Annotated in this window: 14 protein-coding genes; 5 read left to right on the plus strand and 9 right to left on the minus strand. The window is 40.6% G+C overall.

The annotated features are described in order from the left end of the window. Position 1 precedes the first annotated feature (1 nt). The 4 genes from AB4140_RS09555 to AB4140_RS09570 form a co-directional block, all read right to left on the minus strand. Entirely contained in the window at positions 2–1354 is a 1353-nt protein-coding gene (locus AB4140_RS09555; protein WP_372000741.1) for an ATP-binding protein, read from the minus strand. Next, positions 1345–2019 carry a response regulator gene (locus AB4140_RS09560; protein ID WP_102439768.1) on the minus strand — a complete coding sequence of 225 codons (675 nt, stop codon included), beginning with the start codon at positions 2017–2019 and terminating at the stop codon, positions 1345–1347. Before AB4140_RS09560 ends, AB4140_RS09555 begins: the two co-directional genes overlap by 10 nt. A 94-nt stretch (positions 2020–2113) precedes the next feature. Then, complete coding sequence (locus AB4140_RS09565) at positions 2114–2788, minus strand: LysE family transporter (protein ID WP_102439769.1); 675 nt, start codon at positions 2786–2788, stop codon at positions 2114–2116. A 96-nt stretch (positions 2789–2884) separates the two neighbouring features. Beyond that, on the minus strand, positions 2885–4195 hold the full coding sequence (locus AB4140_RS09570) for a dicarboxylate/amino acid:cation symporter (protein ID WP_102439770.1): 1311 nt from the start codon (positions 4193–4195) through the stop codon (positions 2885–2887). Positions 4196–4417: 222 nt separating this feature from the next. Here AB4140_RS09570 and AB4140_RS09575 point away from each other — a divergent pair, with 222 nt between their 5' ends. After that, a complete protein-coding gene (locus AB4140_RS09575; protein ID WP_372000744.1) occupies positions 4418–9400 on the plus strand; it encodes a beta strand repeat-containing protein in 4983 nt (1660 codons plus the stop codon). A 123-nt stretch (positions 9401–9523) separates the two neighbouring features. Here AB4140_RS09575 and astB read toward each other — a convergent pair whose 3' ends face one another. Next, the gene (gene astB / locus AB4140_RS09580) at positions 9524–10858 is read right to left on the minus strand and encodes an N-succinylarginine dihydrolase (RefSeq protein ID WP_372000746.1); all 1335 of its coding nucleotides are present in this window, start codon (positions 10856–10858) and stop codon (positions 9524–9526) included. A gap of 346 nt (positions 10859–11204) precedes the next feature. Here astB and topA point away from each other — a divergent pair, with 346 nt between their 5' ends. Further along, on the plus strand, positions 11205–13898 hold the full coding sequence (gene topA / locus AB4140_RS09585) for a type I DNA topoisomerase (RefSeq protein ID WP_372000748.1): 2694 nt from the start codon (positions 11205–11207) through the stop codon (positions 13896–13898). A 210-nt stretch (positions 13899–14108) separates the two neighbouring features. On the opposite strand, the gene AB4140_RS09590 is transcribed toward topA, so the two are convergent. Beyond that, positions 14109–14894, minus strand: coding sequence for a hypothetical protein (locus AB4140_RS09590; RefSeq protein WP_102476128.1), 786 nt, complete (start codon positions 14892–14894; stop codon positions 14109–14111). 286 nt (positions 14895–15180) lie between these two features. Between AB4140_RS09590 and cysB the strand changes: the two genes are divergently transcribed. Further along, the gene (gene cysB, locus AB4140_RS09595) at positions 15181–16155 is read left to right on the plus strand and encodes an HTH-type transcriptional regulator CysB (protein ID WP_102440502.1); all 975 of its coding nucleotides are present in this window, start codon (positions 15181–15183) and stop codon (positions 16153–16155) included. A 93-nt stretch (positions 16156–16248) separates the two neighbouring features. Here cysB and purN read toward each other — a convergent pair whose 3' ends face one another. After that, complete coding sequence (purN, locus tag AB4140_RS09600; RefSeq protein WP_102440496.1) at positions 16249–16893, minus strand: phosphoribosylglycinamide formyltransferase; 645 nt, start codon at positions 16891–16893, stop codon at positions 16249–16251. Continuing rightward, positions 16894–17931 carry a phosphoribosylformylglycinamidine cyclo-ligase gene (purM, locus tag AB4140_RS09605; RefSeq protein ID WP_102440497.1) on the minus strand — a complete coding sequence of 346 codons (1038 nt, stop codon included), beginning with the start codon at positions 17929–17931 and terminating at the stop codon, positions 16894–16896. A gap of 241 nt (positions 17932–18172) precedes the next feature. Here purM and upp point away from each other — a divergent pair, with 241 nt between their 5' ends. Next, positions 18173–18799, plus strand: coding sequence for a uracil phosphoribosyltransferase (upp, locus tag AB4140_RS09610; protein ID WP_372000751.1), 627 nt, complete (start codon positions 18173–18175; stop codon positions 18797–18799). A gap of 76 nt (positions 18800–18875) precedes the next feature. On the opposite strand, the gene AB4140_RS09615 is transcribed toward upp, so the two are convergent. After that, positions 18876–20195 carry a Na+/H+ antiporter family protein gene (locus tag AB4140_RS09615; protein ID WP_372000753.1) on the minus strand — a complete coding sequence of 440 codons (1320 nt, stop codon included), beginning with the start codon at positions 20193–20195 and terminating at the stop codon, positions 18876–18878. A 409-nt stretch (positions 20196–20604) separates the two neighbouring features. Here AB4140_RS09615 and AB4140_RS09620 point away from each other — a divergent pair, with 409 nt between their 5' ends. After that, a complete protein-coding gene (locus AB4140_RS09620) occupies positions 20605–21210 on the plus strand; it encodes a peroxiredoxin (protein WP_102440499.1) in 606 nt (201 codons plus the stop codon). The last annotated feature ends 85 nt before the right edge of the window (positions 21211–21295 follow it).

Genomic DNA, 21295 nt, shown 5'->3' on the forward strand with positions numbered 1-21295 from the left:
CTCATTGATTGGGGATCTTAATAGTGAAGTTTGCCCCTTGTAACTGACTTTCTGTAATTGATAAGGTGCCGTGATAACTGCTGACAACTTCATGACACACTGCAAGTCCAATGCCTTGACCGGGGGATTGGGTGTCAGCGCGCACACCACGCTGAATGATGCGCGTTTTGAGTGCATCTTCAACGCCAGGGCCATCATCCTCTACGATTAACACAGTGCTGCCATCGTCATCAATAAAGGCTGTAACCTTGACCTGACTGATACACAATCTAAAGGCATTTTCCATTAAATTACCGCACAGTTCCATCAAATCACCTTTATTGACTGGAAAGCTAATATCAGAATTAATATCACTACTAAACTGCACTGACTTTTCATGATAAATCTTGAATAACATTTGTGATAACTGCTCAACCATGGGTAACACGGGCGTTTGCTCCTGTATTAGTCCTTGTCGGCCCACTAAGGCTCTTTTGAGTTGATATTTTACGAGTTGATCCATTTGTCCTACTTGCTGCATGATTTTTTCGCTCGCATCAGCCTTACTTAACTGCTGGTCGTCAGTAATGGCGTGAACCGCAGCTAAGCGGGTTTTTAGACTGTGGGCTAAATCATTCATGGCATTTTGATAGCGAGTTTGCTGTTCGCTAGATTGGACTAATAATTGATTTAACGCTTGAGTAACGCCTTTTAATTCTTGTGGGTAATCACTTGATAGTGTTTGTTTTTTTCCCTTAGTGATTGCTTGTAGTTCTTGTTTAAGGGTTATCATTGGGTGCATGCCCCAATAGGCTGCACTGATCAGTAGTATGAAGGCTAAACCTAGTACAACGGCCAGTCGCAGATAAGTTAACCGTTTAAAGCGTTTGAAGTCTCTTTCAACGGTTTTTGCATCTTTGAGCACTATCATGTTGTATTGCTGTTGATTCAATTCAACCGGTAATTGATAGGCAAAATAAGACTTATTATTTGCCGTGGTCAGATAATAGGGCGGGGATGTATCGGCAATGGTTTTAAATCGGCTACAAATGTCATTGATGCCGTTTTCTTTTGCCAGTGTAGAGGTCCAAATTTGGCGATAATTATCCCCACAACTGGCCATAATATAGCGTTTCTGTCTATTATTTTCTTGCAGCCAATTGTTATTTTTCGGAATTAAGTCGTGCTCTCTTAATTCGGCTGCAATTTGAGGCATTTCAGCGATTAGTTGCGAAGTTTCGACATTGTAGCTATTTTGGGCGTGTAAAATGGTCAATGACCAAGCTAGGGCAAAACCAACAAGTGCAATAATCGCTAAGGATGTGATTAACATCCTCGTGAGCAGACGCTTTTTGGGTTTAAATCTTAGCTGCATGGTAAGTTAAATTTATATCCTTGACCGCGTATTGTTGCGATGGGGTTTTCAATAGCGCCTTTAGTCAATTTTTTTCTGATACGGCTTACCATTACCTCGATAGTATTAGGGTCACCTTCTTTATCACCATAAATCACATCAAGTAAGCGTTGCTTGGCAACGACTTCATGGCAATGACGCATTAAATATTCCAAAATTAAATATTCAAAGGCGGTGACTTCCATTGGCTCATCATTTAATGAGACTTGTTTAGCGGCTAAATCAAGCTGCAGAGCACCTGAGCTGATGGTCGATTTAACAAAGCCTGCACTACGGCGCACAAGAGCGTCGAGGCGAGCGACTAACTCTTCTTTTTGAAATGGTTTTACCAGGTAGTCATCTGCACCGGCATTAAGGCCTTCTACTTTATCTTGCCAGTTAACTCTCGCGGTTAAGATGAGAATAGGAGCTTTGACGCCTGCATTTCGAATTTCAGAAATCAATGTCATGCCATCTTTATCGGGCAGGCCAAGGTCAACGATGGCAATATCAATAGGGTAGTTAGTTGCTTGATAAAAGCCTTCTTTAGCCGTCAAAGCCACTTGGACTTGATTGCCTAATTCAGATAACTGCACATTTAGATGGTGTGATAAAATCGGATCGTCTTCGATTACCAAAATTCTCATAGGAAATACTCTTACATTGTTAATCGTTAGATATTATCAGCCTAATACTTAACTGTAGCTGACACAGAGGCATTTTATTTTGAATTGTTAACCTCTAGTTCAACAGGTGCGTGGATATTAATGACATTGCAATGGTAATAGCGACGCCAAGGAAAATAATACCGGTAATGATATTAATTATATTATTGCCTTTAGCCATTTTGTGTTGAATGTTGGGGTTGGTTAATATGATGGCGAGAAAGCAAAACCAAATGATAGATAAGCCAAATAATAAGCTAGCTGACGCAAATTTCGTTTCTATAGTGACCTGTGGTGTCACCAGTACGGTAAAAATGGTGATAAAGAATATTAACGCTTTAGGGTTAAGCAAATTAGTATAAAGGCCAATTTGAAAGCCTTTTAAAGCAGACATAGTGCCTTGGTGAGGGAGACGGCCATTGATTTCAGTTTCATCAGATGATGCTTGAGTTTGTGTATATGCCCGATATGAGGCCGCTAAAGCGCCATAACCCATCCATGCCAAGTAACTCACCCCAATAATTTGCACCACTATGTAAGCCATTGCAGATTGCTGGATCATGATGCTTATCCCTAAAAGTGATAGCAAACTGTGCACCAATATCGCGGCACTTATTCCTACCGCACACATGATTGCAGTGCTGCGAGTTTGTTGTGTGGCTGTTTTTACAATAATAGCGAAATCAGGCCCTGGGCTAATTAATGCTAAAGAGTGAATAACGGCAAGGGTTGAAAGCAGGGTAAAATCCATTTTAATCTCATGAGTTAAGCATCTGATTAGTTAGGTTATAACACAAATAAAAAAGGCGCCATAACATGGCGCCTAAATATTTAATGCTAATGTATTTTACGCTTTGACGTTTTTAACTTGATCTTCAAAGCTCGCACTTACTTTACCCGCTTGTGAATCATTGAATACAGCTTCATTGAACTCACCTTCAGATTTGGCAATGACGATAGTTGCGACTGAGTCACCCGTTACGTTAACCGCGGTACGGATCATATCAAGTAGACGATCAACACCGATAATCAATGCAATACCTTCTACAGGAAGGCCGACTTGGTTGAGCACCATGGCGAGCATGATTAAGCCAACGCCAGGAACGCCAGCAGTACCAATGGATGCCAATGTCGCAGTAACAACCACTGTTACATAATCCATTAGGCTCAGTTCAATACCAAATACTTGGGCAATAAATACCGTTGCCACACCTTGCATAATAGCGGTGCCATCCATATTGATGGTAGCGCCTAGGGGTAAGGTGAATGAAGCGACTTTATTATCAGCACCTAAACGGTGTTCACACGTCTCGATGGTAACAGGTAAGGTTGCATTTGAACTTGCAGTACTGAAAGCAAATAATTGCACATCACGGATTTTACGTAAGAACATTAATGGGCTTAAACCTGAGAATGCCTTGAGTAACGTAGGGTAAACAACCAGTGCTTGCAGAAGTAATACAAAAATTACTAAGAAGAAGTATTGAACTACGCTACCGAATGTTTCTAAACCTAGGGTTAAGCTTAGTTTTGCCATCAGCGCAAATACACCATAAGGCGCAAGTTGCATGATTAAAGTAACCACGCGCATGATGACTTCATTTAAATCATTAAATAATGCCGATACACGTGCGCCGCGCTCGCCAATGTGTGAAATTGCAAAACCAAAGATGACTGCAAAAATAATGATTTGCAGCATGTTGCCTTGGCTCATGGCTTCAATTGGGTTTGTTGGTACGATATTAATCACGACTTCAGCAAGGCTAGGGGCATCTTTAGCGCTGAACTCCATCGCAGAGGTTGCCAGTGATGCGTTACCAGGGTGAACGAGAATGGCCATTGAAATTGCGACCGTTAAAGCAATCGCGGTGGTGAACATGTAAAACGCAATGGTTTTACCACCAAGTCGGCCTAATTTGGACGGGTCACTCAATGAACAGGTACCACAAACCAGTGATACGAACACTAGCGGAACCACTAACATTTTTAAACTTGAAATGAAGATGGTTCCAACAACGTGCAAGATACCTTCAGTAATATAATCTTTTACGAATAAACTATCGGGGAACACATTTCTTAGAATTAATCCAAGAATAATACCCGCTGCCATACCTATTAGTATTTTGCTTGTTAAACCAAGCTTACTTTTATTAATCAAAACTACATCCTTCCCATCATTTTTATAAGTATATTTTTTACATTTTTAAGCCTATCAGGAAACGAAATCTTATGAAACGGGGTAAAAGTTAAAGTTTTTGAGGATAAATGTGGAAAAAAACAGTAGAGTAAAGAGAAAGTTGCAATATTTTTGTTTGATATCGCTTACTAAGTAACTATTATAATTCATAAGTACGAGTTTAATGTAACAGGGAGACTGACAATGAGGTCAGCACAAAGACTATTTTTAGCGCTTTTAAGTTCAATATTTCTATTTGCTTGTAGTGGTGGTGGAAGCATTTCCGATGATGGTAGCGGAGGAACGGATCCTGATCCTTCTGTAATTTCTATTACCCTGGATATATCGACTACTGATATATCTTTCGACTCACCAGCTTTGATCACTGCAACAGTAACAGACTCTATTGCAGGAGCTTTAGCGAACCAAGTCGTGGCTTTTACACTTGACGATCCTGAAGCTGGTATCTTTGACCCAGTATCAGCAAGCGTTAAAACTAACTCGGAAGGTGTAGCTTCAATAACTTTAAGCACATCCAGTCAAGAAGTTGCGACATTATTGACTGCCAGTTTAGTGACTGGTGAGTCAGATAACGTAGGTGTGAGTTTTTCTGGCGATGGCGCGATACCTGGCGGAAATTCTATTGAAGTCTCACTAATTGATAATACTCAAACTGTAATAACTCATATTAGTCATGGCGTTCCAGGTTATTTAGAAGTTACTTATAAAAGCCCTGAAGGTAATGCTTTGGCTAATGAGTTAGTTGTTTTTAGTCTTAATGATTCAGCGTTAGCCATTTTTGACCCTTTAGACGGCACCGTATTAACTAATGCACAGGGTAAAGCGACGATTAAAGTTGCGACTCAATTTAAAGAAGGTGCAGGAACAGTAAACGTTGTCATCGGTGAGAATACATCAAGTGTAAACTTTAGCTCACAAGGTGATGCACCTAGAGCAGACCAAAAAGTGTTATCAGCAAGCCTCAAAGATTCATCAGGGAGTGCAATTACCAGTATTAGTGCATCGTCGCCAGGATATGTTCATGTTAACTATTCTGATACAGCAGGTGTAGCGCAAGCGAATCAAGTGATTAGCTTTAGCCTGAATGATACCGCGTTAGGTGCATTCGACCCTGTTGACGGAACCGTGTTAACTGATTCACAAGGTGATGCAACCATTAAGCTAGTGACGTTAAATAAAGAAGGGGCTGGCTCCATCTCTATTAGTGCTGGCACTGATGCAACGCTGGTTAACTTTAGCTCTGTTGGTGATGGGGTACTCCCTGGGAATAATATTATCAGTGTTGCGATGCAAGATGTTGCGGGTAATACGATTTCAAACATTAGTAATGCCGTTCCGGGTTATATCAACGTTTCTTATACTGATGCCTCTGGTACGCCAGTTGCCAATAAAGTGGTGAGTTTTACACTTAATGATTCAGAACTTGCGAGCTTTGTTCCTGGTAGTGGAACAGCGTTGACAGATGCATCGGGTGTAGCAAGTATTAAGGTTGTTGCGGCAAATAAAGAAGGTGCAGGTAATGTCACGATAACGATAGGAGATGAAGTCCCATCAAGTATCAGCTTTTATTCGAAAGGCGATGGTGGCGTTGCTGATATTGCAAGTCTTACTGCTGTAATACTGGATTCTTCGGGAAATTCAACTACTGAAATTTCTGACACTGAACCGGGGCTTGTTGAAGTTACTTATTTAGATGTAAATGGTAATCCAGTACCAAGTGCGGTAGTTAATTTTTCATTGAATGATACCTCAATTGGTATATTTGATCCTACCAGCGCTACAGCTTTAACTGACGCAAATGGTAAGGCTTCTATAATTCTTAGAACTGCTGACGTCGAAGCTGCTGGTACTGTTAATGTATCTGTTGCAGAAGGGTTAACTACATCTATAAGCTTTAAAGCTTTAGGTGACGGGCCCGCTGTTGGAACTAATCGATTATCTATCAAATTATTTGATGTAAATGGAACAGAAATTAACCAAATTAGTAATGCTGTTGCAGGTATTGTACAGGCAACTTATTTGGATCTTGAAGGCAACCCGCTCACTGATAAAGTCGCAACCTTTAAAACCAGCTTAGGTAATATAACGCCGAGTTTAGGCACTGCAATTACTGATACCAATGGTGTAGCTTCTATTAAGCTCACTGCTGGTGAAGAGGCTGGCGCTGGTGAAGTTCAAGTGGTTATAGGAAACGCTACTGCAAGCTTAGGATTTGAGTCATTAGGCGATGAAGTTGTCATAAAACCAATTGATGAGTACCAAATAGAGCTAACGGTCGTTGATTCTTCTGATAATATTATACGTAATATAAGCGAAAGTTCACCTGGTTCAGTTAAGGCAACTTTATTAAAACAAGGTGTTGCAGTTGCTTATGAAAGAGTAGACTTTTCGATTATCGGAGAAGGTAAAATAAACCCTTCTTCAGGTAGCGCTTTAACTGATGTTAATGGTATCGCAAGGGCCACCTTGTTAACAGATACCGTTGAAGGTGCGGGTACTCTGGAAGTTGTATTTATTCTTGAAGGAGAGCAAATTTTTGCAGATTTCAATTTCAGCGTAGCTGGTGACGCATTTGATGGCAACGGTGAGGTTAATAATCTTGATATTGCCTTAGTAGATGTTTCTGGTAACCAAACATCAACAGTAAGCCAAGCTGAACCTGCAAAAGTACAAGTATTTGTAACTGATAGAACTGGTAATCCTGTTGTCAATCAAGTGATAAGTTTCGCGAGTACTTTAGGCGATTTTTTACCTGTATCAGCAACAGCATTAAGCGATAATTCAGGTAAAGCCGAAATATTGCTAACCGCAGGTTCAATCGAAGGCGCTGCGAGTATAACGGCTTCTTTAGGTGCAAATGAAGTCTCAATTGGTTTTGAAACTGCTGGCGATGATATTGATATTGTAGCTGCAGATCCTAGTATCAGTTTTGAAATCTATGATTGTAATGATGTTGCAGCTTTTGATAAGGCTCTTAAGAATTTCGAGGTATGTACTGTAACTGATAATATTACCAATGAACGCCCGGGTATTCTTGGTGCTATCGTTACTTTAGAAGGTTCTAGTCAACCGCTTAGACAAGTTCTAATATCTGCAGGTACGACTCTTGGTGCTGTAAGCCCTGCGTCTGCAACTGCAATAACTAATGAAGATGGTAAAGCTATTCTTGACCTATATTCAGATGGTGCAGTTGGTGCTGGTGAAGTTTCTTTAAAAGTGAAACAAGTAACTTCTACCAAAGCTTTTGAAATTGGCCGAGTCGATATTGATTTAGATGTGTCCACTTATATCGGTACAGGCACAATACCGGCTGGTGGGTCTACGGTTATTGAAGTTACGGTTCTAGACTCTGTAGGGGCTATAGAAACAAGTCAACCTTTCACATTAGAGTTTTCTTCTCAATGTATGTCAGCGGGAAATGCTGTTATTGATTCTCCTGTAGTAACAAATGCTGGTAAAGGTTTTGCTACCTATAGAAGTATCAATTGTCAGGGTACAGATACAATAACGGTTTCTGCTATTACTGGTGCTTCAACAGTCACCGCAACAACCGATGTGATGATTGATGCTATAACCGTTGGTGCAATCCAATTTATTAGTGCGTCACCAACTAAACTTGCTATTAAAGGTTCTGGTGGTTTATCTGATGCTGGTGAACGCTCTGAAACATCGCAAGTTTCATTCAAGTTGTTAAATGAAGTTGGTCAAGCCGCAGCAGCTAAACGGGTGTGTTTCGAGCTAAGCACTGAAGTTGGCGGGATGACATTGTCACCAGCGCCAATCGCTGATGATTTTGTTTATTGTCCAAATATGCCTAAAGTCGGCGATCCTGAGTACCCAACAGATTTAGTCGCAGCAAATAAATATGCCGTTGCTTATACTGATTCAGAAGGTAATGCGTCAGTTACTGTACGTTCAGGATATGTTGCTACACCTGTTAAGGTGTTCGCTGTTTGGCAAGATGAGAGTGACCCATCAAGTTTACCTGTTTCAAATGTATCTGATAGCCTAACGGTTACAACAGGTTTAGCTGATTACAATAGCTTCTCGTTATCAGCTTCAGTGTTAAATGTTGAAGGCTGGGATCGTGATGGTGAAACCAGTGCTGTGACTATCCGTTCAGCCGACCATTTCAATAACCCTGTACCTACTGGAACGGTAATCCATTTTAGAACTGAAGGTGGTAATGTCGGTCAAGGGGATTTAGATGGTAGCTGTACTACTGTATCTAACACAGGTACTTGTTCTGTCATTTGGACTAGTTCAAATCCCCGACCTTTTGACGATAGAGTAGTTGAGTGTCCGACTCCTTTCATTGATAGAGATGGCACAATACATGTATCTCCTCCATGTACTGGTAATGTTTTGGATAGTTATAAAGACGGCGATAATTCTATCATCCCTGAACCAAGACCTGGTCGCTCAACGGTCACAGCCTATGCTATAGGTGAAGAGAGTTTTGTTGATCTAAATGGTAATGGATTATTTGATGCTGTGGAGACATGGACTGATATAACGGAAGCTTTCTTTGATGAAAACGAAGATGGCAGTTATCGTGGCGACCCGGTTCCTGCCGGTGCAATTAAAGAAGAGTATATTGACTATAATAGTAATGGTGTTTTTGATGCGGCTGATGATTTTTATACAGGCTTACTTTGCGCTTCAGGTTCAGAAGCAAGCTGTAGTCAAACAGGTATAAATAATACTCAATCACAATTAAACGTGTTTAGAAATATGACCATCGTTATGTCTGGTTCCACTCCATATGGTCGTTTAGTTGATATTAATGATGTTGGTGATATTACAGATGTTGCAACAATTGATATTAGTTCTGTATTTTTAGATGATGATAATGATCCTTCAACACCAGATGTTGATGTTGGTTTATCAAGTAAAACAGTTTACTTGTTCTTGTCCGATGTAAACAACAATACATTAGCGAGTGGGACAACTATTACAGCTTCTACTGAAAATGGTGAATTATCATCTGCGACTAGTTCATATACTATTGGCAACAATACATCTAATAAGCCATTGTTGTTCACTTTCACTATTGGGCGAGAAAGTTCTTCAAATGATAAAACGGATGGTAATTTAACTATTACAGTGAAAACTTTATATGGTGACCCTGTAACGTATACAGTGAACGTCCATGATAATGGTTAATTGATTAGTATAAGCATTAACAAAAACCGCTCATAGAGCGGTTTTTTTATCTTTGAAAGTGGTTATAACCTCAATAAAAAAGCGCCTAATCAGGCGCTTTTTTATTGTTCTTAAGTTTATGACTTATTTCTGAAATTGATAAACACTGCCAAGTTTTAATATTTGAGTCAGCTCATCTAAGGCTGTTCGTGACTCAATAATTAGCTGAGGGTCTGCTAAGTCGGCTACGACTAGACTGTCACGGTAATGCTTGTCTACCCATAGATTTAAGCGGCTAAATAAAGCGTCATTCATTAAGGTATTTTGATTAACTGCTGAAACTTCCAGTTCGCTCATTGCGACACGTAAACGCAAACAAGCTGGGCCGCCACCATTTTGCATACTTTGTTTTACATCAAAGTATTTAACGTGTTTTATTGGCGTTCCTAACGTGAGCAATTCATTTAAATAAGCATGGACTGCCGGGTTTTCTTGGCAATTTGTTGGGGCGATTATCGCCATTTCACCGTTAGGTAATGTGATAATTTGCGTGTTAAACAAATAGCTTTTAACGGCGTCATTAATTGATACTTGTGATGTCGCGACTTTAATAAAGTGAACATCAGTGTTCATTTTACGGCGTATTTCATCAAACTTTTCTGCGGTATTTAAAAATGCTTGTTCATGATAGAACAACACATTTTGGTTACCGACAGAAATAACATCATTATGGAAAACCCCCTGGTCAATCACATCAGGGTTTTGCTGTATGAAAACGCAGCTTTCGTCATCGATTTGATGTAACCGCGCTACCGCTTGCGATGCCTCTAATGTTTGCCTTGCTGGATATTTAGTCGGTTTAACTGCATTTGGGTTAGTCGCTTCTTGACCGTAGACAAATAACTCAACCCCAGCATGACCATAATCACCACACAAACGGGTGTGATTAGCTGCGCCTTCATCGCCAAAGCTTGCATGTTCTGGCAAATGTTGATGATGTTTAAAAAAACGTTCGTCTTTAAATGTGGCCTTTAAAATATTCGCCGTAGTTATCGGTTCTATACTACGGTGTAACTTATCTACCAAATTTGCTGGCGTAAAATGAACCTTGCCATCTCGACTGTCAGCACTGGGTGACACAGTTGCAGCATTAGCGGTCCACATAGATGAAGCACTACAGCAGGCATTGAGTAATGCAGGAGCTTGCTTGGCGGCTTGTGTTAACACTTCAGCGTCAGAGCCAGCAAAACCCATACGGCGTAGCGAATAAAGGTCTGGACGCTCTTGAGGGGCTAACACACCTTGAATCATGCCAAGATCTGCGAGTGACTTTGCTTTTTGAAGCCCTTGCTTAGCGGCAGCCTTAGGGTTTGATGCTTGGGCCGCGTTACTGTATGAAGCAACGTTACCAAAAGATAGCCCTGCATAGTTGTGCGTTGGCCCGACTAGACCATCGAAGTTCGCTTCAAAGTGCTTCATTTATTTTCCTTAATAGTCATTCTTATTGTTATTTAAATAGGTTTTTTACGATTTAATTTTGTGAAATTACCGTCAGTATACTGATGATATAAGGGTTAACAAGCGGTGACTCGGGTCGCAAATATTGAAAAAGTGACTAAACATGCACAAGTTTTACTTGCTAGACCCTAAATAATGAAATATTACTTTTTATTAACGCAATATTATTTTTTCTCCTTTTTTATAATTGATTAAAAAATGGCTCGCTGGACACATATTAGAGGTATTTACTTGAAACATTCGTCTCAACACTCTATATATGGAACCAATTTATATCTGTTAGAGACTTTTTGGCGCAAATTAAACTATGGGTAAATCACTAGTTATTGTCGAATCGCCGGCCAAAGCCAAGACTATTAATAAGTACCTTGGTAAAGAATTCATCGTTAAATCGAGTGTAGGTCACATCCGTGATTTGCCTACATCATCATCGCCAGACAGCACGGTAGCGACTAAAACGCCGGCTGAAGTTAGAAAAATGGCGCCTGAAGAAAAAGCTAAATACAAACTCGCGCGGGATAAACGAGCTTTAGTTGCCCGTATGGGGATTAACCCAGAAAAAGGCTGGGCGGCTAAGTATCAAATCCTACCAGGTAAAGAAAAAGTCGTTAAAGAACTGCAAGCATTAGCTGAAAATGCTGACCACATCTATCTCGCAACCGATTTGGATAGAGAGGGTGAGGCAATTGCATGGCATTTGCAGGAAATTATTGGTGGTGACGAATCTCGTTATCAGCGCGTTGTGTTCAACGAAATTACCAAAACAGCCATTCAAGATGCATTTAGCAAACCATCTGTACTTGATACCAACATGGTTAACGCACAACAAGCGCGTCGCTTTTTAGACCGAGTTGTGGGTTTCATGGTGTCGCCATTACTTTGGAAAAAAGTAGCTCGCGGTTTATCTGCAGGCCGTGTTCAATCGGTAGCCGTTAGACTGGTAGTTGAGCGTGAAGGTGAGATTAAGGCATTTGTCCCTGAAGAATTTTGGGATGTGCATGCTGATTTAGCAACTTCGCAAGCTCAAAAGCTAAAAATGCAAGTGGCAAAATATCAGTCGGCGGCCTTTAGTCCAATTAATGAAGCTCAAGCTCAAGTAGCGTTAGATGCGTTAAAAGATTCAAAGTTTGTGGTTACCGGTCGTGATGATAAAGCGACATCAAGTAAACCATCAGCGCCTTATATCACCTCAACATTACAACAAGCAGCGAGTACTCGTCTTGGTTTTGGTGTTAAAAAGACCATGATGATGGCGCAGCGTCTTTATGAAGCAGGGCATATTACCTATATGCGTACCGACTCGACTAATTTAAGTCAAGAAGCGGTAGATGGTGTACGGGAAATGATCGCTTCTGAGTACGGCAACGACTATTTACCAGAAAACCCAATTCGATATGGTAGTAAAGAGGGCGCTCAAGAGGCGCATGAGGCTATCAGACCGTCTAACGTTAAAATCCTATCAGCTACAATGACTGACATGGAAAGAGACGCTCAGCGCCTTTATGAGCTTATTTGGCGCCAATTCGTTGCATGTCAAATGAATCCAGCTAAATATGATGCGACTCGTTTGACTGTGACTGCAGGTGATTACGAACTTAAAGCCAGTGGTCGTACACTGCGCTTTGACGGTTGGACTAAAGTGCAACCGCCAATGGGTAAGAAGAACGAAGAAGACAAGACTTTGCCTGTGGTTAATAAAGGCGATGTGTTAGATCTAAATGAATTGTTACCTAAACAACATTTTACTAAGCCGCCTGCACGTTTTAGTGAAGCGTCATTAGTTAAAGAGCTTGAAAAGCGCGGTATCGGTCGTCCATCAACCTATGCAACGATTATTTCAACTATTCAAGACCGCGGTTATGTAAAAGTAGAAAACCGTCGATTCTTCGCTGAAAAGATGGGGGAAATTGTTAGTGACCGTTTAGTTGAAAGCTTCAGTGACATTATGAACTTTGACTTTACAGCTAGCATGGAGCAAACCCTTGATGATGTCGCTCAAGGTAAACTTGAGTGGAAAAAAGTCCTTGATGGTTTCTATGGCGATTTAACTAAGCAACTTAAACATGCAGAGTTAGATCCGGAAGAAGGCGGCATGCGTCTAAATGAGATGGTGCTGGCTGAAGACATTAAGTGTCCAACCTGTGGTCGCCCAATGGGTATTCGTACCGGCACCACCGGTGTGTTCTTAGGCTGTTCTGGTTATGCTTTACCGCCAAAAGAGCGCTGTAAAACCACCATGAACTTAACACCAGGTGAAGAAGCTGTCAGCGACAATGAAGATGCTGAAACTGATGCACTGCGTGCTAAACATCGTTGTGGTAAATGTGGCACCGCAATGGACAGTTATCTCATCGATGAAGAACGTAAATTACATGTTTGTGGTAATAACCCAACCTGTGAAGGTTACGAAATCGAAGCTGGTCAATTTAAGATTAAAGGTTATGAAGGACCAATCATTGAATGCGATAAGTGCGGCAATGATATGGAACTTAAAAATGGCCGCTTTGGTAAATACTTTGGTTGTACCAACACCGAATGTAAAAATACCCGCAAGTTACTAAAAAGCGGCGAAGCGGCGCCACCTAAAGAAGATCCTATCTTCTTACCTGATTTGAAATGTACTAAGTCTGATGCACATTTTGTATTGCGTGACGGCGCGGCAGGTATTTTCCTTGCAGCAAGTACGTTCCCTAAATCTCGTGAAACACGAGCGCCTTTGGTTGAAGAACTGGTTCATTATCGTGAGCAACTTTGGCCAAAATATCAGTACCTTGCCGATGCGCCAGTTACCGATGATGATGGTAATAAAGCCGCAGTTAAATTTAGTCGTAAAACCAAAGAGCAATATGTTGCTACTGAAGTTGACGGAAAAGCCACTGGTTGGTCATCAAAATTCATTGGTGGCAAATGGGTGAGCGAATCAACTAAGAAAAAGCCAGCTAAGAAAGCGGCGGCCAAAAAGCCAGCAGCGAAAAAAACAGTAAAGAAAAAGGAAGATTAATCTTCTTTATCTAACAAATTAGCGATTGAAAAAAATGGGACCATAGGGTCCCATTTTTATTGCTCAATTTTCATGTTTTTTAATCATCTAAATAAACAGCTATAGGATAATTAGCATTGCTGTTTTGATTATTAGGGGGCGATTATATTTCACTCAATAAAAAAACCTCCGAAGAGGCTTTAAAATCTGTAAATTAAATAAGTTAACCCGTTACCACTTCTTTTTAGGTTGAAACAACATATCAATATCATCACCTTCATTTTTATTCGGTTTTACTGCATCTGGGATCACTTGTTTTTGCTGTGAGTTAATCTCACTGAGTAACTCCTTTGCTTCGTCAACTTTGCGGGAAATAAATGGGTCATCCGGGGTTTTCGCTTTAATCGCTTGCAGTGTGGCTAGCGCCTTCGACACCATTTGCTTAGAAGAGCCAAATTGTTTTAGCGAATTAGACGCTCTTGCTCTTGAAAGCATGGATTCAACATTGATGCGTAACTGGTAACTGTCGATACGACTTTCTGCTTCAGCAAACACCTGCGGCTCTATTTTACCTTTATTATTTTCTGCCCGAACAATGGCTTTTAATTTTTTAAGCATTTGTACTAATTCTAGAATTTGCTTGTCATTGTCAGGTAAACGAAAGTTTTCTATGGCTAAGGCTTGCATTGCATTGTTATTTAAATTGGTTATTTGCGCTTGAATATCAATTTGTCTGCGTTGGTAATCCGCCTGCTGAGGCTGATTTACTAAATAGGAAACCGACACCTGTAGGGCTTCATTGATGCGTTTATATAACACCAAAATAATACTGCTAGGAAAAGAAGCTAAGCCGGTGCTGGAAAGTACTGACTCAGTTTCATCTATGATGGCTCGCTGACGTTTTAATTCCATTCGGCGTTCGGCTTCAGCACGCTCTTTTTGTTGTTGTATCAGACTGATACCAATGATGAGGAGAAAAAGTGCACCTATAAGGATCAGTACCAAAGTAAAGGTCATGTGGTTTCCATTCAATAATAAAATTGGACAGTGGCTTAACTGCCACTTTTATAAATATCTAAGCTGGTATTCTAGCTTATGAAAAAGTGTGTGTCGTAAAAAAGTCTTACATTGTGACGAATAATTGTGGAAATAGTGACACAGTGGTCAAGATTAGCATTACAGAGCAATAACATGCAAAACTCTCAATGTTGTTATTACTGTTTGCATTAATATTTTAGATGTTCTATAACATTTAGCTATAAGGTTAAAATAATATGTGATTGGCAAGGGTGAAGGTCGTAACATGAAATTACAGCAACTAAGATATATTGCCGAAGTGGTAAAACATAATTTAAATGTCTCGGCTACCGCTGAAGACCTTTATACTTCTCAGCCGGGGATCAGCAAACAAGTACGGATGCTAGAAGATGAGTTAGGGATCCAAATCTTTGGTCGCAGTGGTAAACATCTTACACATGTGACCCCAGCAGGCCAAATGGTCATTGATATTTCTAATGACATTTTGGGTAAAGTTGAAAGCATTAAAAAAGTATCAGAAGAATATACCCAGCCTAACCAAGGCGAGCTGAATATCGCAACGACAGATACTCAGGCCCGTTACGCTTTACCGCAAGTGATTAAGCCTTTTATTAAGCGCTATCCGAAAGTTAACTTACATATGCACCAAGGTACGCCATCGCAAATTAGTGAACAAGCTGCTCGCGGTGATGCCGACTTTGCCATTGCAACTGAAGCTATGCATCTGTATTCAGACTTAATTATGTTGCCTTGTTACCATTGGAACCGTTCTGTGGTGGTGACCAAAGATCATCCGTTGGCCAATCGTAAAACATTAACCATTGAAGATTTAGCTGAATTTCCGTTAGTGACTTATGTGTTTGGCTTTGATAAAGCCTCAGAAATAGAAAAATCATTTAATAAAGCCGAACTTGAGCCCAGAGTGGTATTTAGTGCCACGAGCGCTGACGTGCTAAAAACCTATGTCAGATTAGGCCTAGGTGTGGGTGTTATTGCTTCTATGGCCATTGACCCAATTATTGATAAAGACTTGGTTGCCATTGACGCAAGTCATTTATTTGCCCACAGCACCACTAAAATAGGCTTTAGACGTGGCAGCTTTTTAAGAAGTTACATGTATGACTTTATGTATAACTTCGCCCCGCATCTCACCCGTGATGTGGTAGAAAAAGCGGTTGCGTTACGTGATCAGCAATTGATTGATGAAATGTTTGCAGGCATGACGTTACCTGTTCGCTAGTTTTGAACTTGAAGGGGGCATAAGCTGTGTTCAAAAAAAAAATCTCGCGAATGCGAGATTTTTTATTTGAAGCTGATAGCAAGTTAACGTGATTTAGTCTGGTGCGTAACCATGCACGCCAATCGCTTTATCATCTAAATAGGCGATGTTATCCACCATTTTTAAACGCTGTAAGCTGAACCACTTAACGACCAGTGGGTAAATAGCATGCTCTTGTTCATGTACACGTGCTGCAAGCGTATCAACATCATCTTCTTCATAAACCGGTACTTTAGCCTGCAAAATCACAGGCCCAGCGTCAAGCTGCGGAATAACAAAGTGCACACTGGCGCCATGTTCAGCATCTTTGGCATCTATGGCTCTTTGATGGGTATTTAATCCAGTGTATTTAGGCAATAAAGAGGGATGGATGTTGATCATCTTTCCCAGATATTGGCTAACAAATTCATCAGATAAAATCCGCATAAAGCCAGCAAGTACAATTAAGTCAGGTTGATATTTCTCGATGGCTTGCTTCAGGCGTTGATCATATTGGACTCGAGTTTCATCTTTGCGTGCAATAACGCAGCTAGTATCAATTTCACTCTGATGCGCACGGATTAATCCATAGGCATCAGGCTTGTTACTAATTACGCCGACTACCTCAGCACTGACATTGTCATCGCAACCATCAATAATGGCTTGTAAATTACTACCATTACCAGAGATGAGTACTAGAACACGACAGCAATCAGTCATCTAGTTAATCTCCACTTGCTCTTCGTCACCTTGGCGAGTAGCAATTTCACCGATTAACCAAGCGTTTTCACCTTCAGCTTGTAGCAAGGTTAATGCGGCATCAACTTGCTCTGCTGGTAAGGCGATTATCATGCCTACACCGCAGTTAAAGGTGCGGTACATTTCAAATTGTTCAATGTTGCCGTTTTCCATTAACCAATCGAAAACCACAGGCCACTGCCAAGAATCACCTTTGACAACTGCTTTGCAATCGTTTGGCAGTACACGAGGAATATTTTCCCAGAAGCCACCGCCAGTGATATGAGCCATGGCATGCACTTCTGTTTGTTCAAGCAGCTTTAAAAGCGGCTTAACATAAATTCTTGTTGGTTCTAACAGATGATCGATTAGCGGCTTACCGGCTAAATCTTGCTTAGGATCCGCTTTGCTTACTTCAAGTACTTTACGAATTAAAGAATATCCATTTGAATGAGGACCAGTAGAACCCAGAGCAATTAACGCATCGCCTGATTTTACTTTAGTACCATCGATGAGGTTTTCTTTTTCAGCAACGCCAACACAAAAGCCTGCTAAATCGTAATCTTCACCTTCGTACATACCTGGCATTTCAGCAGTTTCACCACCGATTAATGCACAACCAGACTGAAAACAGCCTTCTGCAATGCCATTAACAACTGAAGTTGCTGTTTCGACATCAAGCTTGCCTGTTGCGTAGTAATCAAGGAAGAATAAAGGCTCTGCACCAGATACGATTAGGTCATTAACACACATAGCAACTAAATCAACACCGACAGTGTCATGCTTTTTGTAATCAATGGCTAAACGCAGTTTTGTACCAACACCGTCAGTACCAGAAACTAATACAGGGTGTTTATATTTAGTTGGTAGCTCGCATAGCGCGCCAAAACCACCTAAATTGCCCATAACTTCAGGACGATGAGTGCGTTTTACTGCAGTTTTAATGTTATCTACTAATGCATTACCAGCATCGATATCAACGCCAGCGTCTTTGTAACTAAGTGGTGTAGGAGTAGTCACGGAGGATCCTCTAGGGTACATCGTTTTATGGGATTTTATGCGGCGATATTCTAACAGCTTGTGATCGTCGTCGAAAGCCATCATTTGGATTTATGCGCCCATGAAAACAGTTTTCTGTAATAGTTTTATTGTTTTAGCGTGAGATTGTTTGCAAAAATGAAACTTTATGTTTTCTAATGAGGATAAATAAACTAAGATTTGAAGAATTTGCGAAAAATATCTCATCAATAGGAGTGCAAAAATGAAAGTCGTTGAAGTTAAACACCCGCTAATCCGCCATAAAGTGGGTTTAATGCGTGAAGCTGATATTAGTACTAAAAGATTTCGTGAGCTTGCTACTGAAGTCGGTAGTTTATTAACTTATGAAGCCACTTCTGATTTTGAAACTGAAAAAGTAACCATCCCTGGCTGGAACGGCCCTGTTGAAATTGAGCAAATAAAAGGTAAAAAGGTGACAGTGGTACCTATTCTGCGTGCTGGTCTTGGCATGATGGATGGTGTCTTAGAGCATATGCCTAGCGCTAAAATTTCAGCTGTGGGTATTTACCGTGATGAAGAAACACTTGAGCCAGTGCCATATTTTGACAAGTTAGTCAGTAATGTTGATGAGCGTGTTGCCATTGTGGTTGACCCAATGCTTGCTACTGGTGGCTCAATGATTGCGACTATCGATTTACTAAAAAGCCGTGGCTGTGTGTCTATTAAAGCATTAGTGCTTGTGGCGGCCCCTGAAGGTATTAAAGCACTAGAAGCTGCCCATCCTGATATTGAATTATACACTGCCGCTATTGATGACTGCCTAAATGAGCAAGGTTATATTTTACCTGGTTTAGGTGATGCTGGTGATAAGATATTTGGTACTAAGTAACTAACCTCTGTTACTAACATTGTTAAGCAATAAAAAGGGAGCCAATTGGCTCCCTTTTTATTGCTTATTTTATTAACTACAAAACCATCGCAGCAATCCAACCAAATGCGATTAACGGAATGTTGTAATGAATAAAGGTTGGGATAACACTGTCACGAATATGATCGTGCTGGCCATCAGCATTCAAGCCTGCTGTTGGGCCTAAGGTTGAGTCCGATGCAGGAGAGCCCGCATCACCTAATGCAGCGGCTGTGCCCACCAAGGCGATTGTAGCCGCCACTGAAAAGCCAAATGTCATTGCTAATGGAACATAAATCGTAGCAATAATTGGGATGGTAGAGAAAGAAGAGCCAATCCCCATGGTAATTAATAAGCCGACAACAAGCATCAATAGTGCAGCAAGCGCTTTATTATCGCCAATGATGTCGCCTAATGAAGTCACTAGGGTGCTGACTTCACCTGTTGATTTTACCACAGCAGCAAAACCTGCAGCTGCAATCATGATGAAGCCGATATTGGCCATCATTAGCACGCCTTGGTTAAACATATCTTGCCTCACATCCGCTTTGATAATGCCTGAGAAGCGGAAAATGAGAAAGCCCGTCAAGGCGCCAAAAATCATTGAATCAGTTTGTAGCTGCACCACTAAGGTTGCAAAAATGGCGAACAAAGAAATCACGATAGTTTTTTTGTTGATACTCACTGTTTTTTCAGTGGACTCGACATCTTTAATTTCATACTGGCGTGGTTTACGGTAAGTGATAAATACCGCTATTAATAAGCCAGTGATCATTCCAAGAGCGGGTAGCATCATTGCCATTGGAATTTGCTCTTTAACAGCGCCAAGGCCGTTATTGTTTAAATTAGCTAACAAGATGTCATTTAAGAAAATACCACCAAAACCAATGGGTAAAATCATGTAGGTGGTTACTAAGCCAAAAGTGATGACACAAGCCACTAAGCGGCGATCAATGTTGAGCTTACTTAATACATGTAATAGTGGCGGAATTAAAATGGGAATAAAGGCGATATGAATAGGTAAAATATTTTGCGAGCTAATGGCCATGATTAATATTGACGCTAAGATCAACCAACGAACCACTAAGGTATTGGTGCTGTTTGGTTCTTTTCCCACTTTTTTAATGATGTTGTGGGAAATGAGCGTGGTTAAACCTGAGTGTGATAGCGCAGCAGCAAAGGCACCTAAAAGTGCATAACTTAACGCAATTTGCGCTCCGCCACCGAGACCATTATTAAAAGCGGTGATGGTTTGATGTATATCTAATCCACCAAATAGGCCAGCCGCGAGGGCACTAATGGTGAGCGCGATGACAACATTCACACGCATAAGACTTAATGCGAGCATTAAGGTGACAGCAATTACGACGGCATTCATATTAATTAATTCTTATTGAGTTGTGTTTTAGATAATTATTCTGAGCTTATTCTTATCTGTATAGGTATACATGTCCAGTTTATCTCTAACGAGTTTAAATGTTTTGCCTGCTTGTGATTGGGGTTTGTGATTCTTGTAACAAGGCTTGTGAGGATGTTATTTTTATTCTTCATGTCACAGAATCTTTTTAATATGGAGCATTTATCAGCAGCTGAAATACTTTTCAGCATAAAGGGCTTATCTCTTTTATCAATAACGGGTAAGGTATAGCTCAAATATGAGAACAATATATCTATTTAGGTATGCATTTATGCGAGCTATCTCGCATATTGCTGCAGTTCGGGTATAATGCCATCCAGATTAACAGGCATTGTTTTAAATTTTTTCAATCCATAGATGGAGATATAAAATGAGCGTATTAGTAGGCCGTCCGGCCCCAGATTTTACTGCCGCTGCGGTTCTTGGTACTGGTGAAATCGTTGATAGCTTCAACCTAGCGACTGCTATTAAAGGTAAGCAAGCTGTTGTTTTCTTTTACCCACTTGATTTCACTTTCGTGTGTCCTTCTGAGTTGATCGCATTTGATCACCGTATTGAAGAATTCACTAAACGCGGTGTTGAAGTTATTGGTGTTTCAATTGACTCTCAGTTCTCACACAACGCTTGGAGAAATACTTCAGTAGATAAAGGCGGTATTGGTGAAGTTAACTACACGTTAGTTGCTGACGTTAAACACGAAATCTGTAAAGCTTACGATGTTGAGCATCCAGAAGCTGGTGTTGCTTTCCGTGCGTCTTTCTTAATCGACAAAGAAGGTCAAGTCCGCCATCAAGTTGTTAACGATCTGCCACTAGGTCGTAACGTTGATGAAATGCTACGTATGATCGATGCATTACAATTCCACGAAGAGCACGGTGAAGTTTGTCCTGCTGGTTGGGAAAAAGGCGACAAGGGTATGACTGCAACCACTGAAGGTGTTGCTTCTTACTTAAAAGATAATTCTGACCAGCTTTAAGTTATTAGCTAGTTAGATCTAAAAAAGCTGCCAATGGCAGCTTTTTTGTTATTGGGACTTAATTAGTCCACAGTTTCTCTTTTTT

The sequence above is a fragment of the Shewanella sp. 10N.286.51.B2 genome, from assembly GCF_041469265.1.
In the GTDB taxonomy this organism is placed as follows: Bacteria; Pseudomonadota; Gammaproteobacteria; order Enterobacterales; family Shewanellaceae; genus Shewanella.

What these genes read in the sequence shown, in the direction of transcription:
- AB4140_RS09555 (WP_372000741.1), bottom strand. Translation starts at nt 1,354, where the DNA reads ATGCAGCTAAGATTTAAACCCAAAAAGCGTCTGCTCACGAGGATGTTA.
- AB4140_RS09560 (WP_102439768.1), bottom strand. Translation starts at nt 2,019, where the DNA reads ATGAGAATTTTGGTAATCGAAGACGATCCGATTTTATCACACCATCTA.
- AB4140_RS09565 (WP_102439769.1), bottom strand. Translation starts at nt 2,788, where the DNA reads ATGGATTTTACCCTGCTTTCAACCCTTGCCGTTATTCACTCTTTAGCA.
- AB4140_RS09575 (WP_372000744.1), top strand. Translation starts at nt 4,418, where the DNA reads ATGAGGTCAGCACAAAGACTATTTTTAGCGCTTTTAAGTTCAATATTT.
- astB (WP_372000746.1), bottom strand. Translation starts at nt 10,858, where the DNA reads ATGAAGCACTTTGAAGCGAACTTCGATGGTCTAGTCGGGCCAACGCAC.
- topA (WP_372000748.1), top strand. Translation starts at nt 11,205, where the DNA reads ATGGGTAAATCACTAGTTATTGTCGAATCGCCGGCCAAAGCCAAGACT.
- AB4140_RS09590 (WP_102476128.1), bottom strand. Translation starts at nt 14,894, where the DNA reads ATGACCTTTACTTTGGTACTGATCCTTATAGGTGCACTTTTTCTCCTC.
- cysB (WP_102440502.1), top strand. Translation starts at nt 15,181, where the DNA reads ATGAAATTACAGCAACTAAGATATATTGCCGAAGTGGTAAAACATAAT.
- purN (WP_102440496.1), bottom strand. Translation starts at nt 16,893, where the DNA reads ATGACTGATTGCTGTCGTGTTCTAGTACTCATCTCTGGTAATGGTAGT.
- upp (WP_372000751.1), top strand. Translation starts at nt 18,173, where the DNA reads ATGAAAGTCGTTGAAGTTAAACACCCGCTAATCCGCCATAAAGTGGGT.
- AB4140_RS09615 (WP_372000753.1), bottom strand. Translation starts at nt 20,195, where the DNA reads ATGAATGCCGTCGTAATTGCTGTCACCTTAATGCTCGCATTAAGTCTT.
- AB4140_RS09620 (WP_102440499.1), top strand. Translation starts at nt 20,605, where the DNA reads ATGAGCGTATTAGTAGGCCGTCCGGCCCCAGATTTTACTGCCGCTGCG.